This window comes from Sphingopyxis sp., assembly GCF_019459305.1.
In the GTDB taxonomy this organism is placed as follows: Bacteria; Pseudomonadota; Alphaproteobacteria; order Sphingomonadales; family Sphingomonadaceae; genus Sphingopyxis.
This window is the reverse complement of sequence record NZ_JAIBES010000072.1, coordinates 39,440-53,642: the sequence shown is the minus strand read 5'-3', so window position 1 is coordinate 53,642 and position 14,203 is coordinate 39,440. Positions and strand designations below refer to the sequence as shown.

Below are 14,203 nucleotides of genomic sequence, written 5' to 3'. Positions count from 1 at the left end.
TCCTCTTTCCGGGATGCCACGCTGACCGATTGGCCTAAAGCGTCGCGGGCAAATTGGAAGCGTCGATTTATCGGTTGGCCGCGCTCAAGCGGCTTCGGGCCGCCAATAGGTCAACAGCCCGCTGACCTTGCGCGGTACCTTGTTTTTGCAGGTCATCGTTTCGACTGCACGTAGCGCCGCAACCAGCGCCGATGCGCCGTGCGGCTTGGCCAGACATGCGACCGCGATGTCGGCAGCGTCCTCTGGACACCGACCCGTGACCAGCAGCACCGCAATGCCGCGATCGCGCGCCAATCGGGCGACTTCGCGACCCGTCATATGCCCGGCGAGTCCCAGATCCAGCACCACCGCGTCGATCTGCTCATCGGCGATGATCGGAACCGCCGCCTCGCCCGAATCGACCGTCGCGACAATCTCGTACCCGCTATGTTTCAGCGTCCGCTCGTTATCGAACGCGATCAGCGGATCATCCTCGATGATCAGCAGCCGCTTGATGCAGGACGGGCGGGACGCGAAGAGCATATTGTCTCCCTTTGAACGCGCCATGACGCGATCGACGCCGTCGTGCAAGATTGCTTCCGCTTCCCATCGACGAAGAGATACGTTTCCGGCTATGAGCGTGGCCACAGGGCAACACTACTGTCCGCATAACGACAAGAAAGCCGTACCAGTTCCCATGACCACCCGCCGACCTCCCCGCGCCGCCTCGCGCTCCGCGCCCAAGTCCATCGGCGACCGCGACGCTCCGAAAGGCCGCCGTGCCGCGCGCGGTGCCGCCTCGGCGCACAAAGCTGAGCCCGCCGACGCCGATCGCAACGAGGACGGACCCCAGCGCATCGCCAAGCTGCTCGCGCGCGCCGGTGTCGGATCGCGCCGCGATGTCGAACGCATGGTCGAGGAAGGACGCATCGCGCTCAACGGCGTCGTTGTCGTCCAGCCCGCGCCGATGCTGACCTCGCTTGAAGGACTGACCGTCGATGGCAATCCGGTCGCCAAGCCCGTCTCGACGCGCCTCTACCGCTTCCACAAACCTTCCGGCTGCATCACCGCGGCGCGCGATCCCAAGGGGCGAAAGACGATCTATGACGTGTTGCCCAAGGATCTGCCGAGGCTGATGCCCGTCGGCCGCCTCGACTACAATACCGAGGGCTTGCTGCTGCTGACCAACGATGGCGAATTCAAGCGTCAACTTGAACTGCCCGCCAGCGGAGTCGAGCGCACCTATCGCGCGCGCGCCTTTGGCGACATCAGCCAGGAACAGTTGGAAGAACTCGCGATGGGAATCACCATCGACGGCGTCACCTATGGCAAGATCGACGCCAACCTCGAGCGACGCACCGGGCGCAACCAATGGGTCGAAATGACGTTGACCGAGGGTAAGAACCGCGAAGTCCGCAAGGTGCTCGAACATTTCGGGCTCCAGGTCAGCCGCCTGATTCGCACGCATTACGGCGCATTCGAGCTCGACGGATTGCCCATGGGCGCGGTTGATGTCGTTCCGCGCGACGAATTGTTCAAATTCCGCCGGCATATGGGCTGATCCGATGCGCGTGATTTCAGGCGAATGGCGCGGCCGCAAGCTGCTGGCGCCCAAGGGCGACGCGACGCGCCCGACCGCGGATCGTACCCGCGAGACTTTGTTCTCAATGCTGACGAGCCGCCTTGGCAGTTTCGAGGGGCTGGTCGTCGCCGACCTGTTCGCGGGATCGGGCGCGCTCGGCATCGAAGCCTTGTCGCGCGGCGCTGCCTCCTGCCTGTTCGCCGAACAGGACCGCGACGCGCTCGACGTGCTGCGCGGCAATCTGTCCAGTCTGGGTGCGACCGCGCGCGCCGATGTCCGCTCCGGATCGGCGCTCGGCCTTGGCCCGGCGCCGCGCGCCTATGACCTGCTGATGCTCGACCCGCCTTATGGCACCGGCGCCGCCAGCGTTGCGCTCGACAAGCTGCACCGCCTCGGCTGGATCGGCCCCGACAGCTGGGTTTCGGTTGAAACCGGGCATAGCGAAACCGTCGAAGTGGCGGGCTTCGCGATCGATGCCGATCGGAAGGTCGGCAAGGCGCGGCTGACGTTGCTGCGTCTCGCGTAACAACCCACAGCGCCAAGCTGGACAGCGCCGCCGCTGTTCCCTAATCGTTCGCGCGTGACCCTGCCCCCCGCCTCGCTGGCCGACCTGCCCCCGCCCGATCCGTCGGACCCGCCCTATCTGCAAGGATTGAACGGGCCGCAGCGGCAAGCGGTGTTGACGACCGAAGGGCCGGTGCTGATGCTTGCGGGTGCCGGGACCGGCAAGACCGCGGCGCTCACCGCGCGGCTGGGACACATTATTGCCACCAGGCGCGCCTGGCCGTCCGAAATCCTCGCGGTCACCTTTACCAACAAGGCGGCGCGCGAAATGCGCGAACGTATCGGGCGAATGATGGGTGATGCGGTCGAGGGCATGGCGTGGCTCGGGACCTTTCACAGCATCGCCGCCAAGATGCTGCGCCGCCATGCCGAACTGGTCGGTCTGCAAAGCAATTTCACCATCCTCGACACCGACGACCAGCTCCGCGTTCTGAAACAGCTGATCCAGGCCGACGGGCTCGACGAAAAGCGCTGGCCCGCGCGCCAGCTGGCGGGGCTGATCGACAAATGGAAAAACCGCGGCCTCGTCCCCGCCGACCTCGATGCCGCCGACAAGGAATCCTACGCCGACGGCAAAGGCCAGCATTTCTACGCGCTCTATCAGGCGCGGCTGAAGACGCTCAATGCGTGCGATTTCGGCGACCTGCTGCTCCACATGCTGGTGATCCTCAAGAACCACCGCGACGTCCTCGAGCAATATCAGGAGCGCTTCAAATATATCCTTGTCGACGAATATCAGGATACCAACGCCAGCCAATATCTCTGGCTCCGATTGCTCGCGCAGCAGCGCAAAAATATCTGCTGCGTCGGCGATGACGATCAGTCGATCTACAGCTGGCGCGGCGCCGAGGTTGCGAACATCCTGCGCTTCGAAAAGGATTTCCCTGGCGCGACCGTGATCCGCCTCGAACAAAATTACCGCTCGACCCCGCAGATCCTGGCTGCCGCCTCTGCGCTGATCGCGCAGAACAGCGGTCGCCTGGGCAAGACGCTATGGACTGATCTCGAACCCGGCGACAAGCTTCGCGTGGTCGGTGTGTGGGACGGGCCAGAGGAGGCACGTCGGATCGGCGAAGAACTCGAAACGCTCCAGATTCGCAAGGTTAGCCTCGACCGCGCCGCGATCCTCGTCCGCGCGCAGTTCCAGACACGCGAGTTCGAAGATCGCTTCATCGCGATCGGCATGCCGTACCGCATCGTCGGCGGCTACCGCTTCTACGAACGCGCCGAAATCCGCGACGCCCTCGCCTACCTGCGCCTTGTCCAATCACCCGCCGACGATCTCGCGTTCGAGCGCATCATCAACACGCCCAAACGCGGGCTCGGCGATAAGGCGCTCGCGCGCATCCACCAGTTTGCGCGGATCGAACAGACACCGCTGCTCCGGTCCGCGGCGCGCATCACCGAAACCGATGAGCTCACGCCGCAAGCCCGTCGCCAGCTCGCCAATTTCGTCGCGCTGATGCGCGGCTGGCAGGAAAAGGCGGGCAATCTTTCGCACCCCGAACTGACCCAGCTGATCCTCGACGAATCGGGATACACCGCGATGTTGCAAGCCGACCGCAGCGTCGAAGCCGCAGGGCGGCTCGACAACCTCTCCGAACTCGTCCGCGCGATGGAGGAGTATGACTCACTCGAAGCCTTTCTCGAGCATGCCAGCTTGGTCATGGACCGCGACCAGAATGATGAGACCGAAACCGTCACCATCATGACGATCCACGCGGCCAAAGGGCTCGAGTTCGACCATGTCTTCCTCGCCGGGTGGGAGGATGGCGTATTCCCGTCGCAGCGCTCGATGGACGAGGGCGGCACTGCCAGTCTCGAGGAAGAGCGCCGTCTAGCCTATGTTGCGATCACCCGAGCGCGCCAGCGTGCCAGCATCTATCACGCCGCCAACCGCCGCATCTATGGCCAGTGGATGAGCAGCATCCCCAGCCGCTTCATCGCCGAAATCCCGCCCGAGCATGTCGACAGCGAGAACAGCTTCGGCGGCGGAGAAAGCCTGTGGCGCGCCAACTGGTCGGCGCAGGGCGATCCGTTCGCGCATGTTACAGAACGCCAGCCGTCGCGGATCATGACGCGCGGGCCCGCGTGGCAGCGCGCCACCGCGCAATCGACGATCACCCGCGCCCCTGCCCCCAGCGAGAAAGGTCCGGCGGCGTCGGTCGGCGCCAAGCCGCGCGCCGATCTCGCGATCGGCATGCGCATCTTCCACGAAAAATTCGGATATGGCGAAATCGCCGACATCGACGGGAACAAGCTGGAGGTTGACTTCGAACAAGCCGGCACCAAGCGTGTTCTGGATAGCTTCGTCGATCTAGCTTGAGCGATATCAGCGGGTGATCCTACCGGCGAGTCGAAGCCGCACATGGCGCCGTTTGCAAAGGTTGATTGCTGCGTTATGGCATAGACAATGACGCAGCAACTAACATGGCTGGACCAGGCCCGCGACGCCGAACGCCACGGCGATGTTGCCGCCGAGACAGCGGCGCTGTCCGCCGCGATCCAGTCCGATCGTGCAAATATCGCCGCCATGCTTGCTATGGCCGAACTCCAGCGGCGCCTGCACGATAATCGCGCAGCCGCGTCCTTTTATCGCCTCGCGCTGGGTACCGCGACCCAGTCGGGCAACGTCCCGGTGTCACTTCACCCCGGCCTTAGACGCGCAGAACAATTTCTCATGGCGTCGGAGCGCGCCTTTGCCGATCATCTGCTCGGCCAGCTCCGCAGCGCGGGCATCGACGCGCGCACGGCCACGCCGCGGGTTGCCGAAGCATTGCGCCTGCTCGCGGGTGAGCAACAAGTCTTTCTGCAACAACCCAGTATGTTCTATTTTCCCGGTCTCGTTCAGCGCCCATTCTTTGATCGCGAGATGTTTGACTGGGTAGCCGCAATTGAAGCGGCCACCGACGCCATTCGCGCCGAACTGCTGGCCTTGAACGACACCGCACCAGACCGCTTCGGTCCCTATGTCACCGCGGCACCGAATCGTCCGCCACCCAATAATCCGCTGCTAGATAAACCCGACTGGGGCGCTGCCTGGCTTTGGAAAGACGGCCAGATCGCCGAAGGCATGGACTTGCTTTGCCCCACCACTCTCGCTGCCCTCAGTCGCGCGCCGCAGCCCATCATTCCGGGCCGCGCGCCACTCGCCCTTTTTTCGCGGCTGACCCCCGGCACCCATATCCAGCCGCACCACGGCATGCTCAACACACGCTTGGTCTGCCATTTGCCGCTGGTGGTGCCGGACGGCTGCGGGCTGCGCGTCGGGGCGGAAACGCGAAGCTGGGTCGAGGGCGAATTGCTGATCTTCGACGACAGTATCGAACATGAAGCCTGGAACCGCGGCACGAGCGACCGCGCGATCTTGCTGTTCGAAATATGGCGTCCCGACCTCGACGCCGATGAACGCGAACAGCTGACCCGCATTTTCTCGGCGATCGATAGCTATTCGGAACAATAGACCAAGGGACAGGAAGACAATGACCAATCCGGGAATGGACGCCGACATCTATGACGCCTTCATGGAACAGTTGCAGCGCTATGTCCGCGAACGGCTCATTCCGGCGGAGAACCAGCTCGAAGAACTCGGCCGCGTTCCCGACGACATTCTTGAGGAAATGCGCGACATGGGGCTGTTCGGGGTCACCATGCCCGAACAATATGGCGGCGCGGGCATGAATATCAGCCAATATGTCGGCTTCATCCGCGAGATCGCTTACGCCTCGCCTGCCTATCGTTCGATCGTATCGATCAACATTGGTATGGTGTGCAAATCGCTGGTCGGCTTTGGCACCGGGGCGCAGAAGGAGCATTGGCTGCCCAAGCTGGCGATGGGCACAATCGCCGCCTTTGGCCTGACCGAACCCGATAGCGGATCGGACAGCGCGGCGATGAAGACCCGGGCGGTGCGCGACGGCAATGGCTATGTGCTAAACGGCACCAAGCGTTACATTACTAACGCCCCCTTTGCCGATATGATCCTCGTCATGGCGCGCACCAATGCCGAAGCGCTGCCAAAGAACGCGCACGTCAGCGCCTTTCTAGTCCCGCGTGATGCTCCCGGCGTGTCGATCGGCAAGCCCGATGGCAAGATGGGACAGGCGGGATCGCAGATCGCCGACGTCATTCTCGAAGATGTGCATGTCGATGGCGACGCGCTACTCGGCGGCGAAGAAGGCATCGGCTTTCGGGCCGCGATGCAGAGCCTGGACAACGGCCGCCTGTCGGTCGCTGCCGCCAGCGTCGGCTATGCCAAGCGGATGCTCGATGCGGGCATGAAATATGCAATGGAACGCAAGGCGTTCGGTGAGCCGATCGCCAATTTCCAGCTGATCCAGGCCATGCTCGCCGACAGCAAGGCCGAAATCTATGCCGCCGACTGTATGTTGAACGATGCCAGCGCGCGCGCCGATCGCGGCGAGAAAATTCTCGTCGAAGCCGCGGCAACCAAGATGTTCGCAAGCGAAATGTGCGGTCGCGTTGCCGACCGCGTGGTACAGATCCACGGCGGCGCCGGCTATCTTAAGGAATATCTCGCCGAACGCTTCTATCGCGACTGCCGCATTTACCGGATTTATGAAGGAACGACGCAGATCCAGCAGCTAGTGATCGCCAAGAACATGATCCGCGATTACGCAAGCTGAAGGTTTCGGAGGGTCGCTGGTGGAGCCGAGGGAAATCGAACCCCTGCCTCTGCAGTGCAATTGCAGGGAAACCGCACAATCCCGAACATAATGGGACAGAACAAAGCCCAGAAAACCGACTTTTTTTGTCTAACTTGTTCCAATCTGGCAGCGCCGCGGGCAAGGTGGCCATAATGCCGCTCGATCATTTCGGCGCTTGTGCCGGATATTTGCGCAATCGTGAGAAGTGGTAGCCCGGCCGTCACGTCTCCTCGACCGTTTCGCCGACCGCAGCATCATGATCGCGGCGACGGCATTCATGACCGCCATGCTTGCGCTGCTGACCGCGTCGTGGGCGGTCACTGACGCGTCGCGCCACTGGCCGATCGTCCTTGCCGCTGGTTCGCACTGGTTCTCGGCTGCTCGGCGAGTTAGCGGCCTTCGGCTGCTCACACGATTGAAAGATGGGAGGCGACCAAAAGTCGGGATAGACGCGGTCACGGTCTGGAAGGAAGATCTCACTGCGCGCGCGGGACAGCATTCAAATTTGAATTTCTAAAAACGTTGTTCTTACTCGCTACGCAGAGCCTCAATCGGCGAAAGCCGCGAGGCGCGGATGGCGGGCCAGCCGCCAAAGGCGAGACCGATGATGGCGGAAAACAGGATCGCGCCCACGGCGACCCCAAAGCCGATCGGCGCGGGAAAGTCGGCGTAGGCCACAAAGGCCAACGCCGCGACCTTGGCCAGCGCCAGTCCGATGCCGCCGCCAATTACGCACAGGACCGCCGCCTCGACCAGGAACTGATTGCGAATATCGGCGCGCTTTGCGCCCAACGCCATGCGGAGGCCGATCTCGCGGGTGCGCTCGGTTACGCTGACCAACATTATGTTCATGATCCCGATCCCCCCTACGAGCAAGGAGATCGACGCGATTGCGACCAATAGCGCCTGAAAGATCTGCGTCGCCTGCCCGGTCACCTCGGCAATTTCGGTGGTCGTTCGCACGGTAAACGGATTGATCTTGCCCTTCGCCACACGATATCGCTCGCGCAGGAGTTTCTTGATCGCCTTTTGACCGGCGATCAGCGAGGGCTCGTCGTCGAAACCGACAAAGGCAATATGAATGTCGTCTGGCCCCTGCGCTGGGGTATCGAGCAGGCGCTGCCGCAGCGTGCCCAGGGGGACAACAACGAGATCGTCATTGTCATTGCCGAAACTGCTGCCTTTGCTTTCCAATAGACCGATGATTTTGAACGGCACGCGATTGATGCGCACCGTTTCCCCGACCGGGTCATAGGTGCCGAACAATTTGGTCGCGACGGTCTCGCCGATCACCGCGACACGCGAAGAGGCATTCACGTCACCCTGTTCGATGAAACGGCCTTCGTCGGTGTTGACGTTGCTGACAACAGCATAGTCCGGGGTCACGCCGATCACCTCGGTTGTGGCATTTCGGCCACTCGCTACCAACTGGACCCTGGTGCGGAGTTGCGGAGCGGTGGCGATGATGCCTGGGACCTGCTTGGCGATCGCCTTGATATCACGCTCGGTCAGACGACCGCGATCGGTCGTCTGACGGGGGCCGTCGCTATCGGGCTGCGGCACAACAATCGCCATATTGGCGCCGAGCGCCCCGATCGATTCGGTTACCGACACTTGCGCGCCCGCACCGATGGCGACCGCCAATATAACCGAGAACACGCCGATCATGACACCTAGGGTCGTGAGGATCGATCGCATGAGATTGACGCGTAGCGCGGTCAGCGCAATCGCGACGTTGATGCCCCAGCCAGCGAGATTTCTCCAGGCGCGCTGGATCACGGCGCGGCGCTCCGCCGCTTGGCCACCGGTCCGTCTTCGATGACTTTCCCGTCTCGAAACAGTATCCGTCGTTCGGCATATTCGGCAATATCGGGCTCGTGCGTCACTAAGATGATCGTAATGCCTTGGTCGTTGAGGGCTTGAAAAATGCCCATGATATCGTTCGACGTCTGAGTATCGAGCGCACCGGTCGGTTCGTCGGCGAGCAGCATCAGCGGTTCAGTGACCAGCGCGCGCGCGATCGCAACGCGCTGTTGCTGCCCGCCCGACAGCTTGGCCGGACTATTGGCCAGCCGATCGCCGAGCCCCAGCGCTTCAAGCTTCGCTTTTGCGCGCCGCGCGCGTTCGACCCGGTCGAGCCCGGCATAGATCAGCGGCACGGCGACATTGTCGAGCGCGCTGGTGCGCGGCAGCAGATTGAACTGCTGAAAGACGAACCCGATCTTGCGATTGCGGATTTCGGCCAGTTCGTCGCTCGACAGGCCTTTGGTGTCGATACCGTCGAGCAGCAAAGTTCCCGATGTAGGCGTGTCGAGGCAACCGATCATGTTCATGAAGGTCGACTTGCCACTGCCGCTTGCCCCCATGATTGCGACAAATTCGCCGCGCTGGATCGCGAGCGATACGCCGTTGACGGCGTGGAGCACCTCGCCGCCGATGACATAATCCTTGATCAGCGCGTGCGTCTCAAGAAGCGGAATCATCGCCGCCGTCCTCATTGTCGGAGTCTTCCTGATCCTTTTTCGGTTTCAGCGACTTGCTCCGAACGAGAATCTTCTCGCCAGGCCTCAGGCCGCTGACGATCTCGGTAAATTCGTCGCCTTCGACTCCGATGGTGACCTCGCGCATTGCTGGACGATAGGGATCCTCGGTCGAGACAAAGACCATGTGCCCAGGCTTACCCGCACCGTCGGACCGCTTCTTCTCGCTGTCGCGGGCCTCGTCGGGCAAGTCGGCGGTTCGCGGACGGAAGCGAAGCGCGCTTGAGGGAACACGAACGACCTTCGGGCGTGAACCGGTGATGATATCCACATTGGCGGTCATGCCGGGAAGCAGCTTGCCGTCGAGATTAGGAACGTCGGCGATAACAAGATAGCTTACGACATTCTGGTTCTCGACCGCCGCCTGCCGCACCTGCCGCACGGTCGCTCGGAAGATCGTGTCGGGATAGCTGTCGACCGAGAAATTCACGGGCTGGCCCACCTTGACCTGACCGATGTCGGCCTCGTCGACCGAGGCCTCGATCTGCATCTGGGTGATGTCGGTCGCGATCTCGAACAGATTGGGGGTCTGAAAACCCGCCGTGACGGTCGATCCCGGCTCTACCAGTTTGTTGATGATGACGCCGCTTGAGGGGGCGATGATGCGCGTCCGCGACAGATCGAGCTGCGCCGACGACAATTCGGCGCTCGCCTGGCTGATCTGCGCCCGCGCACTAGACACCTGCGCCCGATTAACGCTCGCGGCCGCCCGCGCGGCGCTGAGCTGCGCGTCGGCAGCATCAAGATCGGCCTTCGATACGAATCCGTTGCCAGCGAGAGATTTGCGCCGCGTAAAATTGCGCTGCTGGATGAGCAGGTCATTGTCCGCCTTGGCGACATTGGCTTGGGCCTGTTGCAGGCCGGCACGCGCCAGCGCCAGCTGTGCCTCGCCTTGCTGCACCCGCGCCTGAACGCGCGTCGGGTCGATCAGCGCGAGCAATTGCCCCTTCCTGACCGGCGAGTTGTAATCGACAAAGACCTGCGTGACCTGGCCCGACACTTCGGCGCCGACGTTGATCGTGTTGAGCGCGCGCACCTTACCGCTCGCTGACACCACACGGTTCACATCGCCGCGTTCGACCGTATCGAGCACATATTCATAATCGCGTGAGGCTGGCGACAGGATATTATAGAGGAGAAGACCCGCCACCAAAGCGATTGCGATCGACCAGAAACGATGTCGGCCAACCCAACTTCGCACTCGTTGCAGCATGTGCTTTACCCTCTTCAGCCGGTGCGAATCGCTGCTCCCCTAAAGAAAACGGCGTGACCGACCGCGCACCATTGGCATGCCTGCCCGATTTTGCGAACGGCCAATAGCAGGAGTTGAGAAATGTGAGAGAGACAATCCACTCGCATAGTCCCGTTGGGCTGAACCATTCCGTCTGATGGGATGCACTGGTTCTTCGCCAAGTGCGCCGTCCACATAGGAAGGTTCCGTCCTCGAAGACCCAACATGCGGCGGCTCATGCCGACCGCGAAGACGACCCTGACCCGGCATACGGTCAATGCAGAATCCGCTTGCATCCAACGGCGCGATTAGACGACCCCATCAGTTCACCGCGCTGACCATGAGGCCTTCTACTGACGTGAATTCCGTTAGGAGGCCGGGCAGGCCTCATAACCGCCATGAACGGACGACAGGCGGTCTGTCCTTCATTCAAGAGCCATCGCCGCCCTTGGCCGCGCAGCGCAAGGTGGCGATCAAGCCTCGCGCGCCATTGGCAAGCGTGAGTTCGGCGCCCATCGCAGCACAAAGATCCTGCGCTATCGCAAGACCGAGGCCTGAGCCCGCGACGTCGGGATCGAAGCGCGTTCCCACCGCGAATGCCTGTTCGAGCAGGTTTTCCGGAATGCCGGGACCATCATCCTCGATCCGAACTGTGCAGGAATCCGCGCCGGCACCAGCAAATGACAGCGTGACATCCCGGCTTGCCCATTTTCCGGCATTGTCGAGCAGAATCGACAGAATCGCGGCAAAGTCCACTGCGTCGAGCGGCAGCACCAGTCCGTTGCAGCCATCTGCCAGCATCTTGAACTGCTTGTCCGGGTGCAGCCGCTGCATGGCACGCAGGATCGGCGCGGCGACATCGGGCACCATGACGCCGCGCCCGGAGTGCTTCTTGCCCGCCGAGGAGCGTGCGCGAGCGAGCTGGTATTCGATCTGCTGCGTCATCGCGCTGGCCTGATCGAGCAGCACCGCGCCTGCAGCCCGGCATTCACTGCGCTCTGAAAGACGCTCGGCCTCGTCGGTAATGATTGCCAGCGGGGTGCGCAGCGAATGGGCGAGGTTGCCCGCTTGCACCCGCGCACGCGCAATCATCGCCTCGTTGTGGCGGATATAGGCGTTGAGATCGGCGGCGAGCGGTGCAATCTCGGCAGGGTATTCGCCCTCCAACTCTTCCGCCTTGCCATGCCGCAGCCGGGCAAAGGCGAGCGACAATCGGTCGAGGGGGCGCAAACTGAAGAAAATAATGGCGAACCCCGTCGCCAGCAGCAGTGCGGCAAGTCCCGCCAGCCGCAAGGTAAGGTCGCGGGTGAAGCTGTCGATCAGCCGATCGAGCTCGCTCTGGTCAGTGGCGATCACAAAATGGATGTCCTCGCCCGCAGGCCCCTTGCGGGTGAAGCCGTAGGTTATGGCCGGTCCGGTCGGCCCGGTATCAACGCTGTGCAGAATCTCGGGCGAATGGGCGATGGTTTCATCAAGCCTGCCGCGCGTCATCGAGGGCGATCGCAGCGTCGCGTGCCCGTTGGCGGTCACCTGCCAGTAAAAGCCCGAAAGCGGAACATCATAGCGCGGATCAGACAGCGGGCGGGCCAGAATGATCGCGCCGTCTGGGGCAATCTCGGTAAGTCCGCCGAGTTCGCGGACGTGCACCGCAAGTTCCTCATGATACGACTGTTCGACATGTATGCTGAAAATCCCGACCGCCGAAAACCAAATTGCCGTGATGCCCAGCAACACCCACAGCGTAATCGCCAGCAGAAACCGCAGCCGCAAGCTGCCGGGGACGGGAAACCGCATCACTTTTCGAACCTGTAGCCCAGGCCGCGCTGTGTTGTGATCCGCTCGCGCCCGATTTTGCGGCGCAGGCGCCCGATCAGCACCTCGACCGTGTTGCGCTCGCGGTCGGCATCCAGCGCGTAAAGATCATCGAGGATGTCTCCCTGTGAAAGCAATTGCCCGGCGCGGCGCATGAACAGGTGCAGCAGGCGAAATTCCTGACGGCTGAGCGCCAGCTGCCGTCCCGCCTGCATAGCCGAGCGCGCCAGCGGATCGAGCGCGAGATCGCCCGCTTCGATGATGGTTGCGCGCGAGCCATGTTGTCTCCGGAACAGTGCATTGAGCCGGGCCAGCAGTTCCTCAAAGCGCACCGGCTTGACCACGAAATCATCAGCGCCCGCATTCAGCCCCTCGACCTTGTCCTGCCAGCTGCCGCGCGCGGTGAGGATCACGATCGGGGTCTCCACCCGCCGGTCGCGCCAGTGGCGCAGCAGTTCCAATCCGCTGCCGTCGGGCAGGCCGAGGTCGAGGATCACCGCCGACATGCGATCGACATCGGGCCAGTCCTCCGCCTCAGACCGGCTGGCCGCCAGTTCGACCGCGAAATCGGCGCTGCGCAGCCGCTCGGTCAGACGGCGGCCCAGTTCCGGATCATCTTCGACAACGAGGAGGCGCATGGCGTGCCGGTCCCTTTCCGCCGCCGGTCATAGGCTGCGAAACTGACAATATGCTGCCAGCTTGGCAAGTTCCTGTCAGCTTGGCGGCGCAAAGGCCAGGGTATGACTACGCACCTCTTCGCTCGCCTTGCCGTTCTGGCTGTGTTTGCGGCATTGCCGGCCTGTTCCTCGCCCCTCGCGGAGCAGGCTGGCGATACTGCAGCTACGCCTGATCCTACCCGAGGACTGGCGATTGAGACCGCCTTGGCAAGGGAGGTCGATAACGTTCCGCTTGGCAGCGTGCCCGGCACCATCACCCTCCCCCCGGAGGCCCGGGTTGCTGTCACCGCGCCATTTCCTGGCGCGGCGGTGCGGGTCTACGTAATTGAAGGGCAGAAGGTCAGGCGCGGTGAAGCGCTGGCGCTGGTGCGGGCGAGCGAGCCGGTACAGATTCGCGGCGACCTTGCCCGCGCGCGATCCGTTGCCACGCTGGCCGGGGCGCGGGCCAAGCGGCTTGCCCAGCTGGCCCAGGAAGGGATCATTGCCGAGGCCCGTGCCGATGAAGCGCAAGCGGAGTTCGATCAGGCGCACGTCACCGTGACCCAACTGTCCCGCATGGCTGCGCTCGGCGGAGTGGGGGCGGATGGAACCATGACTTTGAGCGCGCCGATAGCTGGCCGGGTCGCGCATGTGGGGGTCGAGACCGGCGGCGGGGTAGATGCCATCACGGCTCCCTTCGTGATCGAGGCTGACGGCGCGTGGCAGATCGAACTGCAATTGCCCGAGCGGCTGGCGCCCGCGGTGCGCCCCGGCATGGCGGTGGAAATTATGCTGTCCGATGGCGGTGCTGCGCCGCTGCCGGTGGGCGGGCAGATCCTCGCGGTTGCGCCGTCGATCAATCCGGCCACCCGTTCGGTGATGGCCCGCGCCAGCATCGGTGCGACCCCCGACCTCATCCCGGGACACAATGTCACCGTGAGCATCCGCGGGAGCGGCACGGGGATCGCCGTGCCCCAGACAGCGGTAACCCGCATCGGCGACAAGGACCACGTGTTCGTCCGCAAGGGCAAGACCTGGGTCAAGCGTCCGGTCGAAGTCGCCGCGCGCGGCGGCGGCGAGGCATTCATTGCCAAAGGGCTGGCAGCGGGAGAAACCGTCGCGGCGAGCAGCATCGCCGAGCTCAAAGCCATGAGCGCGGAGTAGCCGGCCCC

The 14,203-nt window shown here is 63.0% G+C and carries 13 protein-coding genes; 7 read left to right on the top strand and 6 right to left on the bottom strand.

The annotated features are described in order from the left end of the window. Positions 1–84: 84 nt before the first annotated feature. The gene (locus K0M74_RS08165; protein ID WP_293970320.1) at positions 85–522 is read right to left on the bottom strand and encodes a response regulator; all 438 of its coding nucleotides are present in this window, start codon (positions 520–522) and stop codon (positions 85–87) included. 154 nt (positions 523–676) lie between these two features. Here K0M74_RS08165 and K0M74_RS08160 point away from each other — a divergent pair, with 154 nt between their 5' ends. The 6 genes from K0M74_RS08160 to K0M74_RS08135 all read left to right on the top strand — a co-directional run bounded on the left by K0M74_RS08160 (position 677) and on the right by K0M74_RS08135 (position 7,309). Further along, positions 677–1,540 carry a pseudouridine synthase gene (locus K0M74_RS08160; protein WP_293970317.1) on the top strand — a complete coding sequence of 288 codons (864 nt, stop codon included), beginning with the start codon at positions 677–679 and terminating at the stop codon, positions 1,538–1,540. A 4-nt stretch (positions 1,541–1,544) separates the two neighbouring features. Next, entirely contained in the window at positions 1,545–2,087 is a 543-nt protein-coding gene (gene rsmD / locus K0M74_RS08155) for a 16S rRNA (guanine(966)-N(2))-methyltransferase RsmD (protein ID WP_293970314.1), read from the top strand. Positions 2,088–2,141: 54 nt separating this feature from the next. After that, complete coding sequence (locus K0M74_RS08150) at positions 2,142–4,451, top strand: ATP-dependent helicase (protein ID WP_293970311.1); 2,310 nt, start codon at positions 2,142–2,144, stop codon at positions 4,449–4,451. A gap of 87 nt (positions 4,452–4,538) precedes the next feature. Further along, the gene (locus K0M74_RS08145) at positions 4,539–5,588 is read left to right on the top strand and encodes an aspartyl/asparaginyl beta-hydroxylase domain-containing protein (RefSeq protein WP_293970308.1); all 1,050 of its coding nucleotides are present in this window, start codon (positions 4,539–4,541) and stop codon (positions 5,586–5,588) included. 19 nt (positions 5,589–5,607) lie between these two features. Next, entirely contained in the window at positions 5,608–6,771 is a 1,164-nt protein-coding gene (locus K0M74_RS08140) for an acyl-CoA dehydrogenase family protein (protein ID WP_293970306.1), read from the top strand. Positions 6,772–6,997: 226 nt separating this feature from the next. Next, entirely contained in the window at positions 6,998–7,309 is a 312-nt protein-coding gene (locus K0M74_RS08135; RefSeq protein ID WP_293970303.1) for a hypothetical protein, read from the top strand. Between the two features lie 11 nt (positions 7,310–7,320). On the opposite strand, the gene K0M74_RS08130 is transcribed toward K0M74_RS08135, so the two are convergent. From K0M74_RS08130 to K0M74_RS08110, 5 genes are all read right to left on the bottom strand, one after another. Beyond that, complete coding sequence (locus K0M74_RS08130; RefSeq protein ID WP_293970300.1) at positions 7,321–8,571, bottom strand: ABC transporter permease; 1,251 nt, start codon at positions 8,569–8,571, stop codon at positions 7,321–7,323. After that, positions 8,568–9,275, bottom strand: a complete 708-nt coding sequence (locus K0M74_RS08125; RefSeq protein ID WP_293970297.1) for an ABC transporter ATP-binding protein — start codon at positions 9,273–9,275, stop codon at positions 8,568–8,570. The genes K0M74_RS08130 and K0M74_RS08125 overlap by 4 nt, the downstream gene beginning before the upstream one ends. Then, positions 9,259–10,482: an efflux RND transporter periplasmic adaptor subunit gene (locus K0M74_RS08120; protein ID WP_293970294.1), complete on the bottom strand. Its 1,224-nt coding sequence runs from the start codon at positions 10,480–10,482 to the stop codon at positions 9,259–9,261. Before K0M74_RS08120 ends, K0M74_RS08125 begins: the two co-directional genes overlap by 17 nt. Before the next feature lie 510 nt (positions 10,483–10,992). Further along, positions 10,993–12,093, bottom strand: coding sequence for a HAMP domain-containing sensor histidine kinase (locus K0M74_RS08115; protein ID WP_293970291.1), 1,101 nt, complete (start codon positions 12,091–12,093; stop codon positions 10,993–10,995). 263 nt (positions 12,094–12,356) lie between these two features. After that, positions 12,357–13,013 (bottom strand): response regulator transcription factor, encoded by a 657-nt coding sequence (locus K0M74_RS08110; RefSeq protein WP_293970288.1) that lies wholly within the window; start codon positions 13,011–13,013, stop codon positions 12,357–12,359. Positions 13,014–13,115: 102 nt separating this feature from the next. Here K0M74_RS08110 and K0M74_RS08105 point away from each other — a divergent pair, with 102 nt between their 5' ends. Further along, positions 13,116–14,195: an efflux RND transporter periplasmic adaptor subunit gene (locus K0M74_RS08105; protein ID WP_293970285.1), complete on the top strand. Its 1,080-nt coding sequence runs from the start codon at positions 13,116–13,118 to the stop codon at positions 14,193–14,195. The last annotated feature ends 8 nt before the right edge of the window (positions 14,196–14,203 follow it).

Coding starts and splice junctions, on each gene's coding strand:
- K0M74_RS08165 (WP_293970320.1), bottom strand. CDS start 522: ATGCTCTTCGCGTCCCGCCCGTCCTGCATCAAGCGGCTGCTGATCATC.
- K0M74_RS08160 (WP_293970317.1), top strand. CDS start 677: ATGACCACCCGCCGACCTCCCCGCGCCGCCTCGCGCTCCGCGCCCAAG.
- rsmD (WP_293970314.1), top strand. CDS start 1,545: ATGCGCGTGATTTCAGGCGAATGGCGCGGCCGCAAGCTGCTGGCGCCC.
- K0M74_RS08145 (WP_293970308.1), top strand. CDS start 4,539: ATGACGCAGCAACTAACATGGCTGGACCAGGCCCGCGACGCCGAACGC.
- K0M74_RS08140 (WP_293970306.1), top strand. CDS start 5,608: ATGACCAATCCGGGAATGGACGCCGACATCTATGACGCCTTCATGGAA.
- K0M74_RS08125 (WP_293970297.1), bottom strand. CDS start 9,275: ATGATTCCGCTTCTTGAGACGCACGCGCTGATCAAGGATTATGTCATC.
- K0M74_RS08110 (WP_293970288.1), bottom strand. CDS start 13,013: ATGCGCCTCCTCGTTGTCGAAGATGATCCGGAACTGGGCCGCCGTCTG.
- K0M74_RS08105 (WP_293970285.1), top strand. CDS start 13,116: ATGACTACGCACCTCTTCGCTCGCCTTGCCGTTCTGGCTGTGTTTGCG.